2 protein-coding genes are annotated in these 18,914 nt (G+C 64.6%); both read right to left on the bottom strand.

The window, feature by feature from the left end; translation table 11 throughout:
- Positions 1-107 precede the first annotated feature (107 nt).
- The gene (locus tag ACO06P_RS23140) at positions 108-4,571 is read right to left on the bottom strand and encodes a hypothetical protein (protein ID WP_420347580.1); all 4,464 of its coding nucleotides are present in this window, start codon (positions 4,569-4,571) and stop codon (positions 108-110) included.
- A 433-nt stretch (positions 4,572-5,004) separates the two neighbouring features.
- Positions 5,005-18,330, bottom strand: a complete 13,326-nt coding sequence (locus ACO06P_RS23135; protein WP_420347579.1) for a beta strand repeat-containing protein — start codon at positions 18,328-18,330, stop codon at positions 5,005-5,007.
- Positions 18,331-18,914 lie beyond the last annotated feature (584 nt).

The raw sequence follows: 18,914 nt of genomic DNA, 5'->3' as shown, positions 1-18,914 counted from the left end.
TCCATACAGGGATACTCCCAAACGCTGGTACTCCTTTTTGCTTTTCCGATCGCCGATTACCAGGGCGCGCGCTCATACCCCTGAAAAGATGCCACGCCGTGTCGGCTTCAGGTCACCACGATGATCTGGGTGGACGGGTCGTTCACCAGATCCTCGACCGAGGTCACGGAGCCTGTGCCCACACCCAGGAACGTGACCGAGGCTCCGTTCGTCAGCGAAACCGTCACATCGTTTCCGGCACCCGCGTCGACAACCGAGGCAATGGCGTTCAGAAGGTCGTCAAGATCGATGTCTGTGTCGCTGTCCTGGTCCGTGACACCCGAAAAAATCAGGCGGTCTTCGGAAGCAGCAAAGTCGGTGACGGTATCGTTGCCCTCGCCCGCCGGGTCTTCGACACGACCGAACAGAAAACTGTCGGCACCGGCCCCGCCGGTCAGCGTATCGTCGCCGAACCCACCGCCGAGCGTGTCGTCGTCTTCGCCCCCAAGCAACAGGTCATCGCCCGAGTCGCCGGCGAGAAGGTCGGCGCCCGCATCGCCATAGATCGTATCGTCACCACCGAGAGAGTCGTCACCGGAGGAGTCGCCAAAGACCGTGTCGGCTCCTCCACCACCCCGGATCAGATCGTCTCCCCCGTCCGACACCTGTGCCACACCGCCGTCCAAGGCCAGGGCATCGCCGCTGATAAGGTCATCCCCCGCGCCGCCGTCGATGGTGTCATCGCCACCCCCGGTGACGGATGCCGTGCCGCCGTCGCTCAAGGCATCTCCGGCGATGCTGTCACGCGACCCACCGCTGCTGATACTGTCATCGCCCGCCGCGGGGCCGTCGTTCATCACCTCCGCAGTTCCCCCGTCAAGCGCCAGCGCATCGCCGGAGATAACGTCCTGGCCCTGTGCGCTGATGATGACGTCGCTGCCGGCCAGGGCGGCCACCGCGACCGAAGTGTTCGTAACCCTTGCTGCGCCGCCGCCCCGCGCCAGCGCATCGCCGGCAATGGTGTCGCGGCCATCGCCGGAAACCAGATTGTCACTGCCCGCCACGCCATCGGCCTGGGCGGTGTTCTCGGCCTCTGCGGAACCGCCCGCCCCCCCATCGGCAAGGGCATCGCCGGCAATCAGGTTGTTGCCCCCCTGCCCGGACATCACGTCGCTGCCCGCCGAACCCTCGGCGGCCGTGTTTTCCGCGCGGGCCTCGGGCGTGCCGGCGGACGCAAGGGCCATGGCATCGCCCGACAGAACGTCGGCCGCACCGTCTCCAGTGATGGTGTCGTCCCCGGCCGCGCCGCCGTCGGTCGCATCGGCACTTGCGGAAGCGCTGGCCGTCGCGCCGCCGCGCGCAAGCGAGTCGCCCGCGATGCTGTCGAAGCCGTCCAGGCCACGGATGCTGTCGTTTCCGGCCGCCGAGCCGCCGCCCTCGGCGAGATTGGTGCCGGTGGCCGTGGCATCGGACCCGCTGATCGCCAGGGCGCCGCCGGACACCAGATCGGCGCCCGATCCGGCGAGGATCGTGTTGCCGCCCGCAATGCCGCCAAGCGCGCTGTTTTCACCCTCCGCCAACGCCGCCCCTCCGGCTGTAACCGCCATGGTATCGCCGGCGACCGTGTCGGCACCGGCGCCGCCGCTGACGGTATCCGCCCCGGCACTGCCGCCCCCTTCGCCAGTGTTGGCTGCGGTCGCCGCCGCTCCCTCCCGGCCGCTCGCAAGGGCATCGCCGGAGGTACGGTCTCCACCGCCGCCGTCCGAAATGCGATCATCGCCGGCCCGCCCCTCGGCGCCGAGCGCTGCGTTGACTGCATCCGCCACTGCAAAACGCGAGACCCCCAGGGCGTCGCCTGCAATGACATCCCTTCCGGACCCACTGCCGATGGTGTCGCCGCCGGAGCTTCCCTGGTCGGCTTGGTTGTACGCCAGGCGGTTGCCGACGAAGCGGGTCGCGTCCAGTCCCGCGAAATCGCCCGAGATCTGGTTGTTGCCGTCACCACCGCGGATCAGGTCATTGCCGGCGGATCCGCCGTCTTCCGACAGGTTTTCCACCGTGCTGTCGAAGCTGGGACCTCTAAAGGACAATAGTTCGCCTGCAAGCGTATCGTTGCCCTCCGTAGCGGTGATCGTGTCGTTGCCGGCCGACGCGGTCGGCCCCAGCGCGTCGTTCGTGGTTACCGCAGCGGGAATGCGGCCGCCGCCCTGAATGCCTTCACCGGCAATGACGTTGTAACCGCTGTCGCCGTCCAGGCTGTCGTTGCCCGCAGCGCCATCGGTCGCCCGGTTCACCACGTCCAGAGCGCTGGAGTCACCACTGGCCGACGAGAAAGCCTCTCCGGCAATGACATCACGGGCGCCCAGGCCGCGGATCGTATCATTGCCGACCTCGCGGCCCTGGTCGGCCGCGTTCTCGACGATCGCCGCTGCGTTGCCGCTTCCGGCATCGGCCAGCGCCTCGCCGGCAATGGTGTCAAAGCCGTCAAAGCCTTCGATGGCGTCGTTGCCGGTGGGACCGGATGGGCCCTCGGCATCGCTGTTCAACACCGACGCGCCCACCAGACCGTTGCCTGCCGCGAGGGCCTCCCCCGCGATCAGATCATCGCCAAGGCCGCCGTCAATGGTGTCGTCCCCGCCGCCGTTGCGCTGCGTGGCCGAAATGGACGCTCCACCATCCGGGTCGGGAAGCCCCAGCGCATCGCCTGCAATGAGATCCGCCTCGGTGCTGCGCCCCAGCCCCGGGTCGAAGTCGTCATCCACGCCGCCGACCGGCGCGACGTAGCCGAACAGCCGGTCGTTGCCAGTGCCGCCTTCGAGTGAGTCCTGCCCGGCGCCGCCGACCAGGTAATCGCCGCCGGAGCCGCCGAAAAGGCGGTCCGCCCCGGCATCGCCGCTGAGAAAGTCGTTGTGGTCCTGCGCATCGAAGACACCGCCGACCAGGGCAGCATCGCTCTGTTGGTCGGCGAGATCCTGGGTGCCGCCATAGAGGCTGTCGTCGCCGGCTGCACCGAAAAGAAAGTCCGGGCCCGCGCCGCCTTCCAGCAATTCCCCCGCCGCCGCGGCAGCCAGGACCGTCTGCCCCGCCAAGGGGTCCGGGTGGGCCTGGCCGGGGTCAAGATTGTCCCGCAGAGGGTCGGCAGGATTGGGGTCGCGGTCGGCCCCATCACCACCGTACAGCGTGTTCAGGGCCCCGTCGGTCGGAATGGTATTGGTCGTCCAGTCGGCTTCGCTGTCACTGTCGATGGGCGCCCCGGAAGCTTCGTCGCGCTCGTCGAAAACCCTCGAGAAGACCTGATGGTCGCCGGTAAAGCGGCTGTTGAAGGTGTCGAGTGAAAGATCCAGGTTATCCGGAACCAGCGGGTTGGGCGTCCAGACGGGGCCGGTCAGCACGCCGAGTTCGGCGGTGGTGAGTCTGGCCGCGAAGGTGTCGAGAGCATCACCATCTCCTGAGATCAGGTTCACTGCGATGGGCGCCGTGGTGTCGTCCCCCAGCAACCAGGGCGCGGCATCGGCAATCTCGAAGCCGTCCACCACGGCCCCGGAAGCATCGAAGACGCGGCCGACGACGGTGGCATCGCCCCCCTCGCCCGCCGCGGCGTCCTGGTAAAGTCCCAGGAATCCGCCGACAGGAATAACGATGCCGTCGGGCAGATCCAGGATCACGACCGCGCCTGCAGGGTTCAGGATCTCGAGCGTGGTGTCGAAGGTCTGGGTGTCGGCGTCCGTGTTGTTGAACAGCTCCACGAAGTCGTAGAGCATGGCGACGTCGGCCAGGACCACCGGCGCGGGGCCGCCGGTGCTGCCGTCATCTTCGGAAAACGGCGGCACGTCCAGCGCGGCGGAGACCCCGACCTCGTTGATCAGCAGGGTTGGCGGCACCCCGACGCCCGGCCCCACCTCCGCAGCAGCCAGCAGCAGCGTCTCCTCATCGACAATCTCGACCTCGGGAATTGCCGGCGCAGCCAGCTCCGGTGCCGTGGCGCCAATCACGTCCTGACCCAGCAGCAGTTCGATGATCGATCCGAGGTTGTCATCATAGACCGAAGCGCCGGAGCCTTGCGCGCCGGGCCCGGCGGCCACCACAAGTTCAAGGTCCGGATCGTTGAGCGCCAGCGCCTGCCCGTAGATCAACTGACCGGCCAGGGTCTGGCCGCCGATCTGAAAGCTCGGCCCTCCGCCCTGGCCGATGGCGTCGGCAAAGTCGCTGAAGACAATGCGCCCGCCGCCGTCCTGGCCGAAATCCAGGATCAGGTCGCGGCCCTCGGTGCTGACGCGGGCGGCGGTCGGGTCGAATTCAACGACATAGCTGTCGCCGGGACGGGACGGAATCGAGATCACCTGGCCGGCGCCCGGCTCGGTGAGCACCTGGGCCGCGCCGGCCTGGCCGAGGACGATGACGGCACCCTGGCCGCCCGCAGTCTCTTCACCGGCCGGCGGCCCGGCGCTGAGCGCCACCTCAGGCCTTGCGGAGACCGGCTCCGCGGGCGGAATGATCAGCGGCGGGGCGACACTGTCTGCGTTCTCCCGCTCGTTCCAGCCTGGAGTTCCGGAATCGGCTGTGCCGCCGGATCGCGGCTCCTGTACATCCATGGCTCCATCTCCCATCGCCAAGACCTCGTCCGCGGCGGTTCGGGACGGACTCCATCACGTCGAGGCGCGCCCTCCCCAGAGCGCCCCACGACCGGCCGCACCGCACCGCTGACGCGAAAATCTCAGGCCGGCGGGCCGAAAAATCGAGAAACCTAAATGGGGCAAGTACGGGGATATGTGTGTGTTCGGACAGTCGCTAAGCCGCCGATTGCATGGCGGCGGCAGCCGTCCGCTTATGAAGCGACGGACGGGCGGAGCACTACACTCCCGCGCGAACGCGCCGGCAGCCCGGGCAATCCGAGGATACCCCGCACGCGAATCCGTAGCGTTTGAGAAGCCGCGGCCGGGCGAGCGCCGGCAAAGAAAAGGGCCCGGCGGCTTCCCGCCGGGCCCATCAAAACTGAGCAAAGATCGCTGAGATAAAGGGTGTCCGTTAACCGTCCACGACAATCTGGGTCAGTTCGTCGAGATCGGCCAAGGTCACACCGTTCAGGGTTACGACGAGTTCCGAGTTAAAGGTACCGCCCCCGGACCCGTCCAGATCGACGGAGACCTCAAGGTTACCCGCCACCTCGTTAAGCGTGACATATCCTTGGGCGATGGCATCGGCGATACCCGTATCGCCAAAGTCGCCCTCGTTGAGTAGATCCGCCAAGTCCAAAATATCTACATTGCCGACACCATCATCGAAGTCTGTGATGGTATCTGCATCAGCTCCGAACCCAGCACTTCCATCGAAAACAAAGGTGTCGGTGTCCGTGAGGCTACCACTGGTCAAGGTATCGGCTCCAGCGCCACCGTTGATGATGTCGTTACCCAACCCACCGTCGATGGTGTCATTGCCGGCCCCGCCGTAGATGGTGTCATTACCCGAACCACCATCGATAAAGTCGTCGCCGGCTCCGCCGTAGATGAGGTCGTTGCCGCTGCCACCATAGATGACATCATCTCCGCCGATCGTATCGTTGACGTCCGAGGAGTCACCGTAAATGACATCGTGGCCTGACCCGCCGTCGATGGTGTCGTCGCCGGCGTTATCGATCAGGATCGCCGTACCGCCGCCAAGCGCCAGCACATCGCCGGAGATCGTGTCGTTGCCAGACCCACCCTCGATCGAGTCATCGCCGCCGTTCGTCGCCGAAGCATTGCCACCGCCGATGGCGAGAGCATCACCGGCGATTACGTCGTTGCCGCCGCCACCAAGGATGGTGTCTTCGCTCACCTTCGCGGTGTTTTCCGCAACCAGATCGTTGAGCACCGTGGCATCGCCGCCGTCGGTGGCCAAGGCGTCACCGGAGATCCAATCCCAGCCGTTGCCGGCTTCGATGAAATCGCTGCCGACAATCACACCGGCTGCGGCGGTGGCAACGGTGTTCTGGACCCTAGCGTTGCCATTCTCGCCTGTGGCCAAAGCATCGCCGGCGATAGACTTATAGCGCCAATCAGATGACTTGATGGTGTCGTTACCGGCCTGACGCTGCCCTCCAAGGGCCTCGTCATCCACCAGAGCCTGATTCAGCACCAGCGCATGACCATACTCACCAGTGGTGAGGGCATCGCCCGCCACATCGGAGTAGCCGCCGACATAGATATCATCGTTACCGGCGGAGGAGCCATTCCCGAAGGCACTGTTCTCGACGACGGCCATGTAGAAGCTGTCATCGTCCGCCAAGCCATCTCCATGAGCGTAGGCGTCACCGGCAATGCTGTGCTCACCTTTACCACCGGAGACGATCTTGTCATTACCGGCAGAAGCGGTGTTCCCATCGCCGTTCCCGTCGTTCACCCGTGCAGTATTCTCCGCCTTCGCGACCGCTTTGTGATTGAGGGTCAAGGCGTCACCGGCGATCTTCTCGTTGCTGTCGAAAGAGCCTGAGTAGATCTTGTCGTTGCCGGCCTCGGCCGTCGCCCCGGAGGCGCCGCTGTGCACGGTCGCTGTGTTGGTCGCCGTGGCGTCGCCACTGTCGTGACCCGTCATGGCGTCGCCGGAGATCGTATCGGAGCCAAAGCGACCAGTGATCCAGTCATTGCCGACCTCGGCCGTAGCGTGGTCGTGAGCATTGGCCGTGTTCTTGGCCGTGGCCTCACCATCCTTACCGGTCGCCAAAGCATCGCCGGCAATCTTGTCACCGATATCGTACAACTCCGGACCACCATAGATTTTGTCGTTGCCGACGTAGACCTCGGAGCTGCCTCTCGCCACGCCCTTGTTGACCGTCTTGGCATCGCTGCCATCGCCGGTCGCCAGGGCGCCACCGGAGATCTGGTCAAAGTCGGAACCACCGTGGATGGTGTCGTTGCCGACCTTCACCGTAGCGTCGTTCCTGCCCTTGCCGGTGTTTTCCGCCTTCGCCAGGGCATCTTCGCCGGTCACCAGGGCCTCACCCGCCAGCTTGCCGCGATCCTTGCCGCCGGTGATGTAGTCGTTGTCGACCTCCACCTTGGCATGGTTGCGGCCCTTGCCGTCGTTATCGGCATAGGCCGTAGCCTCGTCGCCGGTGGCCAGAGCAGCGCCGGAAACCGCGTCGCTGTCGTCGCCGGCATGGATGGTGTCGCTGCCGACCTTGGCGAACGCGCTACCCCTGGCTTCACCGTCGTTGTCCGCCAGCGCCGTCGTACCGTCACCACGGGTCAGGGCATCGCCGGCGATTAGGTCTCTTTCATCACTGAGCCCATCATAGCGCTCATGGCTCCGCGTCTCGATGTAATCGTTGCCAGCCAAGGCTTCGTTGCCATGCTCGCCCTTGGCCTCGGCAAAGTTCGTCGCGGTGGCGTTCCCGCCGTCCTCGGCGGTGCTGGCCGCATCGCCGCCAATGACGTTGTTGTCGCCGTCACCATAGATGTGATCGTTGCCCGCGTAGGCATCGCTCAACCTGTCACCATCCACCTTTGCGGTGTTCTGGGCAATGGCAACCCCATCCTTGGCGGTCGCCAGGGCGTCGCCGCCGATGTAATCGTCGCCGTCGCCGGCGCCGCCGGCATCGCCTTCATCGGCCTTGATGGTGTCGTTGCCGGCAAAGGCGTCCTTGGTGCCCGCCAGGGCCATGGCCATATTCACCGCCAGCGCGGTGGCGCCGACGCCTGCGGCCAGGGCATCGCCGGAGATCCGGTCTTTCCCGTTCTCGCCACTGGCGACGATGTAATCGTTGCCCGCGGAAGAGTTGGCCGTATTGCTGCCGTTCACCTTCGCCGTGTTCTTGGCCGTGGCATCGCCGCTGTCGCTGCCGAAGGACCCGGCATCGCCGCTCAGCCAATCCTCACCAACAACGCCGTTGATGGTGTCGTTGCCGGCCGTGCCGCCGCCGTAGTCGCCGGTGTTGTGTGCCTCCGACTTGGAGCCCGCACCGAAGGCCGCGGCGTCACCGGCAGCCATGTCGTTGCCACCGCCGGTCACGATGTCGTCGCTGCCGGCCGTGGCATTGCCATCGTCCGCCTGGTTGACGACCTTGGCGAGGCCGTTGGCCCCGGTAACCAGGGCGTCACCTGCGATCTTGTCGGAGCCGTGACCCGTGCCGATCCAGTCGTTGCCGGCACCGGCGTGATCGCCATTGGCGGTATTGTTCGCGTACGCCCGGGCGCCGTCATCAGCCGTCTCCAGGGCCTCGCCGGCCACGACATTGTGACCTTCCCCGCCATCGATCATGTCGTTGCCGGCCCCGCTGCCCGCAAAGGCATTGTTGTTGGCCGTCGCCGTGCCGCCGGTCACCACGAGGGAACCGGATTCGCCGGAGATGGTATCGCTGCCGGCACCGCCTTCGATGGAGTCGTCACCAGCCACGCCGCCGTTCAGCGCCATGTTGGTGGTCGTCGCCGAACCCGTGTCACCCATTGCGAGGGAGCCGCCGGCAATGATGTCGGCATCGTCGCCACCGAAGATGGTGTCGTTGCCGGCCAGGTTGCCCGCACCGTTGGCGGTATTTTTGCTCTCCGCCTCGGCATAATCACCGGCGATGGCCTGGGCGTCGCCCGCCAGCTTGTTCAGGCCGTTACCGGCATCGATGTGATCGTTGCCGGCCTGGTTGCCTTCGCCCAGAGCAGTATTGGTGGCGGTCGCCTTCGCATCGTCGTCGGCAATGGCCTGGGCGTCGCCCGAGACCTTGTCGTTGTGCTGACCGGTGACGATCTTGTCGTTGCCGGCCTGGTTGTCCGCCGTGTTGTCGGGCTCGTTATCGTTGCTGTCCGCGTGGTTCGCCGAAACCGCCGTCGCCTCGTCGCCGGCCAGGGCCTGGGCATCGCCCGCGACCTTGTTATCGCCGTCGTAGGCATAGATCTCGTCGTTGCCCGCGCGGTTGTCGTCATCCAGATTGCCGGTGCCGGCGTCGTTCATCTGCTCGGCATAAGCATCGTCGTAGGCAATCGCCTGGGCGCCGCCCGAGATGGTCTCGCTCTGATGGCCGCCATGGATGGTGTCGTTGCCGGCATAGTTGCCGTCAGCACTGCCATCGTCGGCCGCCTCGTTCTTGCCGTAGGCTTTGGCGTCGTCGTAGTACGAAATCGCCTGGGCATCGCCGGCAACCTTGTTGTGGCCGCCATTGACGGTGATCTTGTCGTTGCCGGCACGGTTGCCGCTTTCGTTGTCTCCGCCGGCGCCGGCCAGGTTGGTCTGCTTGGCATAGGCATCGCCGTAGGCAATCGCCTGGGCGCCACCGGAAACCGTGTCGGAGCCGTTGCCCGCAGTGATGGTGTCGTTGCCGGCAGAATTGTCACGATCAGCATCGTCGAAGCCGGCGGTGTTGGTGCCATAGGCCCAGGCCTTGTAACCAGAGATCGCCTGGGCATCGCCGGCAACCTTGTTGTGGCCGCCACCGGCATCGATGTGATCGTTGCCCGCCAGGTTGCCGTCGCCCAGCGCCTTGTTCTCAGACGTGGCCGTCGCGTACTTGTCGGCAATGGCCTGGGCGTCGCCGGAGACCTTGTCGTCATCCTTGCCGGTCACGATCTTGTCGTCGCCGGCCTGGTTGTTGGCGGCCTCCTCGTCCTCGCCCTGGGCGTGGTTGTGCGCCTTTGCCTCGGCGACAGAATGGTCGTTCTTGCCGATGGCCTGGGCATCGCCCGCAACGACGTTCTTGCCATCGTAGGCATAGATCTTGTCGTTGCCGGCCTTGTTGCGGTCGTCGGTCGCGGACTCGCCGGCATGGTTGTTCTGCTCGGCGTAGGCGTTATTGCCTGCAATCGCCTGCGAACCGCCGGAGATGGTGTCGCTGCCCCAGCCCGCATAGATGGTGTCGTTACCGGCCGTGTTGTCGTCGCCGTACTTGGCATTGTTGTTGCCGAAGGCCTTGGCGATGTTCTTGGCGATCGCCTGGGCGTCGCCGGCAACCTTGTTCCACCAGCCGCCGCCGACATCGATGTAGTCGTTGCCCGCGGAGGAGCCGTGACCCGTGGCCAGATTGTCGGTATCCGCCTTCGCAACATCCTTGGCCCGCGCCTGCGTGCCGCCGGAGACCACGTCCTCGTCGGAACCGCCGTAGATATCGTCGTTGCCGGCCTCGGCACCACCCGTCGCCGTGTTGTCGGCATAGGCCTCGGCGTCATCGCCGGTGTTCACCGCCATGGCCTCACCGGCGACATAGTTGTCGCCGTCGCCGGCCTTGATGGTGTCGTTACCGGCATCACCGGTGCGGCCGTCCGCGGTGTTTTCGGAGACCGCAACGGCGTCGTTGTAACCCCAGCCCTTGGAGCGGGCCATGGCGTCGCCGGCTACCTCGTCATCGTCGTCAGGATGCTCGTCGGACCCGATCCAGTCGTTGCCCGCGTCGCCCTTGTCGGCGGCGTTCACCTGTTTGGCGAAGGCCGCCGCAGCTGCAACCGCCATGGCACCACCGGAGATGGTGTCCTTGTCGTTGCCGGACTTGATCGTGTCGTTGCCGGCATCGTTGCCGCTGCCGTCATTGGCGGTGTTCTCGCCATACGCAGTGGCACTGCCGTGCGAGGAGATCGCCTGGGAGTCGCCGGCGATCAGATTGTCACCGTGGCTGGCATCGATGTAGTCGTTGCCGGCCTCGTTGTCGTCGTCACCTTCCGCCTTGTTCTCGGAGGTCGACAGGGCCTTGTCCTTCGCGATCGCCTGGGCGTCGCCAGAAACGCGGTCGCCGCCGTTCTCGCTTATGATCTTGTCGTTGCCGGCCCGGTTGTCTTCATCGTCCTTGGCATGGTTGTGGGAATACGCCGTGGCGTCGTCGTGCGAGGAGTAGGCCTGGGCGTCACCGGCCAGGACGTTGTGGCCCCGGCCCGCGTAAATTTCATCGTTACCGGCGTCGTTGTTATCGTCGTCGCCCTTGCTGCCGCCGGCGTGGTTGATCTGCTGGGCATAGGCATCATCCTTGGCGATCGCCTGGGCACCACCCGAGATGGTGTCGCTGCCGTTACCGGCATGGATGGTGTCGTTGCCGGCATCGTTGTAGTCGCCGTCCTTGGCGTCGTTCCTGCCGTAGGCCTTGGCGTCGTCGTAGTACGAAATCGCCTGCGCGTCGCCGGCCACCTTGTTGTGGCCGTGACCGACATCGATGTAGTCGTTGCCGGCATCGCTGTACTTGCCGAATGCCTTGTTATGAGACGTTGCCTTGGCATCGTATTCGGCGATGGCCTGGGCGTCGCCGGACACCTTGTCGTTTTGGTGGCCAGCATGGATCTCGTCGTTGCCCGCATCGGCTTTGTAGCCGTCGGCGGTGTTGTACGCCTGGGCCACGGCATTGTTGTACGCCCTCTCCTGGGCGTCGCCGGCCACAACATTGTTGCCGCTGCCGGCGTCGATGTAGTCGTTACCAGCCGCGCTGTAGCTGCCAGCTGTGTTGTTGGCCGTCGCCGTACCGCCTTCCACCACGACCGAGCCGGAATCACCGGAGATGGTGTCGCCGCCGGCGCCGCCTTCGATGGAATCCTCGCCGGCCACGCCGCCGTCATTGGCGACGTTGTTCGTAACCGCCGAACCGGTATCACCAGTGGCGAGGGAGCCGCCGGCAATCAGGTCGGCATCGTTGCCGCCGAAAATGGTGTCGTTGCCGGCCGTGTTACCGGCCCCATTTGCCGTGTTGTTGCTCTCAGCGTCGGCATTGCCGTTCTCGGAGTCCGCCTGCGCATCGCCGGCCACTTCGTTCATGCCGTTCCCGGCATCGATGTAGTCGTTACCGGCCTGGTTGCCTTCACCAAGGGCCGTGTTGGTGGCAGTCGCCTTTGCTTCGTCATCGGCGATGGCCTGAGCGTCGCCGGAGACGGAGTCATTGTGCTGACCGGTGTAGATCTTGTCGTTACCGGCCTGGTTGTCCGCCGTATTGTCGTTCTCGTTATCGGTGCTGTCCGCGTGGTTCACCGACACCGCCGTCGCGTCATCGCCAGCCAGGGCCTGGGCATCGCCCGCGACCTTGTTGTGGCCGTCGTAAGCGTGGATCTCGTCGTTACCGGCACGGTTGTCGTCATCCCGATCGCCGGTACCGGCATCGTTCCTCTGAGACGCATAGGCATCGTTATGGGCGATCGCCTGGGCGCCGCCAGAAATGCTGTCGCTCTGATCGCCGGCATAGATGGTGTCGTTACCGGCATAGTTGCCGTCAGCACTGCCGTCGTCCGCCGCCTCGTTCTTGCCGTAGGCATCGGCATTGCCGAAATACGAGATCGCCTGGGCATCGCCGGCCACCTTGTTGTGGCCACCGTTGACGGTGATCTTGTCGTTGCCGGCACGGTTGCCGCTTTCGTTGTCTCCGCCGGCGCCGGCCAGGTTGGTCTGCTTGGCATAGGCATAGACACCGGCCAAAGCCTGGGCACCGCCGGACACCGTATCGGAGCCATTGCCCGCAGTGATGGTGTCGTTGCCAGCGGCATTGTCGCGGTCGGCATCGTCGAAGCCGGCGGTGTTGGTGCCATAGGCCTTGGCAATGCCACCCGCGATCGCCTGGGCGTCGCCGGCGACCTTGTTGTCGCCGCCACCGGCCTCGATGTGATCGTTGCCCGCCAGGTTGCCGTCGCCGAGTGCCTTGTTCTCAGACCTGGCCTCCGCATACTTCACGGCAATCGCCTGGGCGTCGCCCGAGACCTTGTCGTCATCCTTGCCGGTATAGATCTTGTCGTCGCCGGCCTGGTTGTTGGCGGCCTCCTCGTCATCGCCCTGGGCATGGTTGTGGGATTTCGCCTTGGCAACCGACAGGAAGTTCTCGCCGATGGCCTGGGCATCACCCGCCACGACGTTCTTGCCGTCGTAAGCATGGATTTCGTCGTTGCCCGCCCTGTTGTCGTCATCGGTCGCCCACGCACCGGCATGGTTGTTCTGCTCGGCGTAGGCATTATTGCCTGCAATCGCCTGCGAACCACCGGAGATGGTGTCGCTGCCCCAACCCGCATAGATGGTGTCGTTGCCCGCGTCGTTGTCGTCGCCGTACTTGGCATCGTTGTTACCGAAGGCCTTGGCGATGTTCTTGGCAATCGCCTGGGCGTCGCCGGCAACCTTGTTCCACCAGCCGCCGCCGACATCGATGTAGTCGTTGCCGGCAGAGGACTTGTAGCCCGTCGCCAGGTTGTCGGTGTCCGCCTTGGCGAAGTCCTTGGCCCGCGCCTGCGTGCCGCCGGAGACCACGTCGTTATGATTGCCGGTGTAGATCTTGTCGTTGCCAGCCTCGGCACCGTTGGTGGCCGTGTTGTCGGCATAGGCCTTGGCATCGTCGCCGGTGTTCACCGCCATGGCCTCGCCGGCGACATAGTTGTTGCCGCCGCCGGCCTTGATGGTGTCGTTGCCGGCATCACCGGTCCAGCCGTTCGCCGTGTTGATGGAGACTGCAACGGCATCGTTCTTGTCATCGCCCAGAGAGCGGGCCATGGCGTCGCCGGCTACCTCGTCGTGATCGTCCGGCGATCCCAGATCGGACTCGATCGAGTCGTTGCCGGCATCGCCCTTGTCGGCGTAATTGATCTGGTTGGCATAGGCAAAGCCTGCAGCCACCGCCATGGAACCACCGGAGATGGTGTCCTTGTCGTTGCCGGACTTGATCGTATCGTTGCCGGCATTGTTGTCGTCGTCTTCAACAGCCGTGTTCTTGCCGAAGGCCTTGGCCGTCCCGTGCGAGGAGATCGCCTGGGAGTCGCCGGCGATCAGATTGTCGCCGTGGCTGGCATCGATGTAGTCGTTGCCGGCATTGTTGTAGCTGCCGCCTTCCGCCTTGTTCTCGGAGATCGACCAGGCAAGATCTTTCGCGATTGCCTGGGCATCGCCGGAGACCCGGTCCTTGCCGTTGCCGCTTTCGATCTTGTCGTCGCCGGCGCGATTTTTGTCATCGTCGTTGGCATGGTTGTGGGAATAGGCCTTGGCGTCGTTGTGGGACGAGATCGCCTGGGCGTCGCCGGCGAGGACGTTGTCGCCGCGGCCCGCGTAGATCTTGTCGTTGCCCGCGTCGTTGTAGTCGTCGCCGGACCTGTTGCTGCCGGCGTGATTCTTCTGTTCGGCGTAGGCCCAGTCCTTGGCCAGCGCCTGCGCGCCACCGGAGATCGTGTCGCTGTCGTTGCCGGCATGGATGGTGTCGTTGCCGGCATTGTTGCCGTCACCGTCCAGCGCCCGGTTGTCGCCATAGGCATAGGCGTCGTCATGGTACGAAATCGCCTGGGCGTCGCCGGCTACCCTGTTGTGGCCCCGACCGACATCGATGTAGTCGTTGCCGGCGTCGTTGCCGTCGCCTTCCGCCTTGTTGGTGGACCACGCCTTGGCGTCATAGCCTGCTATCGCCTGGGCGTCGCCGGAAACCTTGTCGCTTTGGTGGCCGGCATGGATGGTGTCATTGCCGGCCGAATTGTTCGCGGCCTTGTTGTCGTCGCCCTCGGTGTGGTTATGCGACTTTGCCGTGGCCGTCGAGTAGTAACCCGTGCCGATGGCCTGGGCGTCGCCCGCGACGGTGTTTTCGCCGTTGTAGGCATAGATCTTGTCGTTGCCGGCATTGTTGTCATCGTCCGCGGAGTTTTCGCCGCCGGCATGGTTGCTCTGCTTTGCAAAGGCGGTGTGGCCCGCAATCGCCTGGGAACCGCCGGAGATGTGGTCGGCACCCCAGACCGAACCATGGATGGTATCGTTGCCGGCATTGTTGCCGTCATCGCTGCCGCCGTCGCCGGCAGTGTTTTCGCCATAGGCCGAAGCGCTGCCGTACTCGGCGATCGCCTGCGAATCACCGGCGACCTTGTTTTCGCCACCGCCCGCGTTGATGTAATCGTTGCCGGCTGAGCCCTCGTCGCCATCGACGGCCGTGTTGAAGGCCTTGGACGTCGCAGTGTACTTGCCGAAGGCCGCGGCATCGCCGCCGATGGAGTCGTTGCCACCGGTATAGCCTTCCCCGCCGTCGCCATAGACGGCGTCGCCATAAATCGTGTCGTTGCCGGCCGTGGATGAGCGACCTTCCGCCGTGTTGTAGGCCTTGGCGGTGGCATGATCACCCATGGCCGCGGCGTCGCCGCCGATCCGGTCATTGCCGCCGTACTCGGAGCTGAACTCGGAACCGGAACCGGAGCCGTAGTCGCCGTCGCCCGTGATGTAATCGTTGCCGGCATCGCCCCCGTCTTCGGCGGCGTTGTAGGAAATCGCGTAGGCCGCGCCGCTGCCGCCCTCGCCGCCATCGCCGCCACCGGCAACCGCCAGGGCGTCGCCGCCGATGACGTCGTCGTCATCACCGCCGTCGATGGAGTCGCTGCCGACATCGGCCTTGGATGCGCCGAAGATCGCCAGGTTCTTGGCCACCGCGACCGCCAGACCGCCATAGTCACCGCCGCTGGTGATGGCCGCGGCGTCGCCGCCGATGGAGTCCGCGCCTTCGTCGCCGGAAATGACGTCGTTGCCGAAACCGCTGTCCTCGTTGCCGAAACCGTCTTCCGGACGCTTGATGGAGTCGTCGGAATAGGAGAGCGCCAGCGCCACGTCTTCGCCGGTGGCCAGCGCGTCGCCGGAGACCTTGTCGTCGCCATTGCCGGCGACGATGGTGTCGTTGCCGCCGAGAATGGCGAGCGCCGCACCGATATCAATGTCTTCAGGGATACTGACGACCTGGTCGACCTCTGCGAGCATCATCGACGCCAAAGCAACTTCGGTCTCGCCGTCGTCCTCTTCTTCCTCTTCTTCCTCTTGCTCGTCTTCGGCGAAGAGTGCGCTCACGTTATTCAGCGCGTCACCGGCAATGACGTCGTGGCCTTCGTGGTTCTGGTCGTCGTCCGGCAGTCCGTCCGTGCCTTCCGAGCCATCGCCGTCGATATCACCTGCCCCGTCGCCGTAAATCTGGTCGTCGCCGGTGCCGCCGTCCAGGGAGTCGTCGCCCTGGCCGCCGATCATGAAATCGCCGCCGGAGCCGCCATACATCTCGTCGTCGCCGGCTTCGCCGAACAGGAAGTCGTTGTGGTCGTTGAAGAAGGGCTTGTGATTCAGGCCCGCCGCCCCTTCGAAGCCGTCGCCGTTCAGCGCGTCCTCAAGAAGGTCGATGCCCTGCTCCAGCACCTTCTCCGACTGCTCGAGATAGTCCTCTTCAGAACCGCCGTAGAGGGAGTCAGCGCCCTGGGCGCCGAACAGGAAGTCGGGTCCGCCGCGGCCCTCAAGCTGCTCGCCCTCCGGATCGGTGGCCTGGATGAAGTTCTGGCCCGCCAGCGGATCGTCATTGACCTGACCGGGGTTCAGATCGTCGTTCAGCGGATCCCAGGGGTTCTCGTCGATGCCGACCTGCTGGATCGCCAGGGACTCGAAGCTGAAGCCTGTGGGCAGACCAACAGTGGAGAGGTTGACCGAGGTATCCGGGATCTCGGCGCCGGTGGCCGGATCGACCTGAAAGGCGCGCTCGTTGTTCTCGTCGATCGCCCAGAGCCGGCCAAACGCGTCGAAGGAGAGCCCGAATTCGTCGTCGCCGGAATTCTCGGTGATGACACCTGGCAATTCGGTCACCGTGCCGGTCGATACACTGATGGTGAAGAGTTTGACCGTGCCCCCGCCATCAAGGCCCATCGCATAAAGAATGTCCGGATCGTTGGGGTCTGCCGCCAGGCTCGTCAGTTCGAAACCAGTTCCAAGATTCGCCGCGGTCACCAGTGAAAGGGAGAAGGTGCCATCGCCAGCCAGATTGACTTCAAAAACGCCCTCACCCTGGCCGATGACGTAAAGCTTTCCATCAGACGCGAAGGTGAAGCCCGGCCGATCAATTGCCACGCCTTCGCCATCAAGGGTCCAGACTTCCAGAACTTCGGCAGTCTCCGGATCAAGCTTGACGATGCGGTCATTGTCATCCTCGTAGCCGAAGAGGAAGCAAGCGTCTTCGCCCTGCCCGAAGGTCAGGCCTGCGATGTCAAGGATTTCACCCTCAAAGGTGATGTCGCCGACGGCCGTTGTCTCGCCAGTCTTGAGATCGACCCGCACCAGCCCGGACCCCGGCTCTTCGCCACCGGTGCCCCCACCCGCGGAAAAGGCAACCAGTTCCAGCAGATTGGTGTTGTTCAACAGGCCGTCCGTCGGCGTGTTGTTGGTCGTCCAGTCGCTCTGGCTGTCGGTATCGTCCAGGTCCACCCGCGAGAAGATGTGGTGGTTGCCGGTGAACTGGCCGTTGAAGGTCTCGAAGTTCAGATCAATGAGCGGCGAGCCGAAATCGCTGGGCGCGCCGGCGAAGCTGGGATCGGTCAGGCCGCCCAGTTCGGCCTGGGTGAGATTGGCCGCGAAGGTGTCGGCGGACTCAGCCACACCGTCCTCGTTCTCGAAGACCAGGTTCACCGCGATCGGATCGGTGGTGTCCTCGCCCAGGGCCCAGAAGTCCGCGCCCTCCACGTCGGCGCCGCCGACCACGTTGCCCTCTGCATCGAAGATGCGAACGAAGACGGTCTCACCGTCCGCATCCGGATCGATGGAGGACTGGTAGAACACCACGAAACCGTTGGCCGGCACCACGGTGCCTCCGGGCAGCGTGAAGGTCACGACCTCCCCGGCCGGATTCAGGATCTCGAGAGTCAGACCGCTGGCGTCGAAAGCCTCGCCGGAGGTGTTGACCAGCTCAACGAAGTTGTACTCCCGCGGCTCTTCCTCGCTGTCTTCGCTGGCAACCGAAAAGAGCTGCTCGTCGCCATAATCGCCGGGGGTGCCCGGATCCTCGGTGCCCGGCAGATCCGGCACCTCCATGCGCACGGAGACGCCGATCTCGTTGATCAGCAGCGGCACCTCGACCTCTTCGACCTCGGCGAGAAGGATCTCGTCGGGTTCCACACCGATCAGGCCGAACTCGAGCAAGGTGGGGTCGATCACGCCCAGCGCATCCAGAAGGGTGATGGTTTCGTTGAAATCGTCGCTGTACTGGGTCGCACCCGTGCCCTGCGGCCCCTGGCCGGCCGCGGTCTCCAGCGTCGCGTCGTCCTGACCGGCGAGCGCAAGAGCCTGGTTGAGGAGAACGTCAGCACCCACTTCGGTCCCGGCCACCGTGAAGGTCGGAGCATCACCCGCCTCGACGACCGTCACCAGATCGAGGAAGACAATCTGGCTGTCCGGCGTGCCGTCACCGTTGTCATCGAAAGCAAGGATGAAGTTCTCACCCTGAACCTGAACCTGCGCGCCGCCCGGCGGGAAGGTCAGGTTGTACACCTGGCCGGGCGCGGCCTGGACCTCGACGGTCTGTCCCGGCGCCGGGCGCGCCACGTTGACCGGGGCGGCCGCCTGGCCGACCACGGCCGCGCTGCCTTCGCTGCCGGAGATAAACGTTGTTTCGGGGGTATTCTCGGCGGACTCGGCCGTGATGTCGTCCTGACCCTCATAGCCGCGGGTGAGATCGTCCGTCATTTTCTTCCTCCGTTATGACCAGGCGGGGAGTTCGCACACGCAAAAACGGCGGCGCAGCACTCCCGGGTGCTGATTAATCCAGTTGCTCGCAGTGTCTTTGAACGCTGTGGCAATAACAAGAAAACTTCTGTTAAATACGACAGTGTTATGTATGAGGTTATTGAAACAAACCACGCGATGTCCCACAAAGGGTTAAGGAAATGCCCCAAAAGGGTTAAATCAGACCCGCTCGGGGTGCCCAATGTCCCAAAATTGCCTCGCCCCTCCCGAGCCCGGTTTCCTACTGAAAATGATTAATTTTTACTCGTTAAACGAAACTAGAATCCTCTAAAATAAATCTATAGGGGTATTTCCGGCAGCGTTTTTCCCGGCTGATGACGTCCGGTGCCCCCACCGTCGAGCGGCGCCCTGAACAGGGACGACCACGCCCTTGGGCGCGGTTGTGGCTGGTAGGTGGGTTGTGTCTGGAAAAGGGGTGTTTCCGGGGCCCAGAAGCGGCCGAGGCCATGGCTGATACCGAAAGCCCTTTGGCGGGGTCCCGAGGGGGTAAGGACCAAGGTGCCTGCCGCGGTGATGCCCGAGCC

Origin of the sequence: Pelagibius sp., assembly GCF_965227505.1 — a bacterium.
Lineage (GTDB): Bacteria > Pseudomonadota > Alphaproteobacteria > Kiloniellales > Kiloniellaceae > Pelagibius.
Note: the sequence above shows the minus strand (reverse complement) of the source record. Positions and strands in the feature narration are given on the sequence as shown.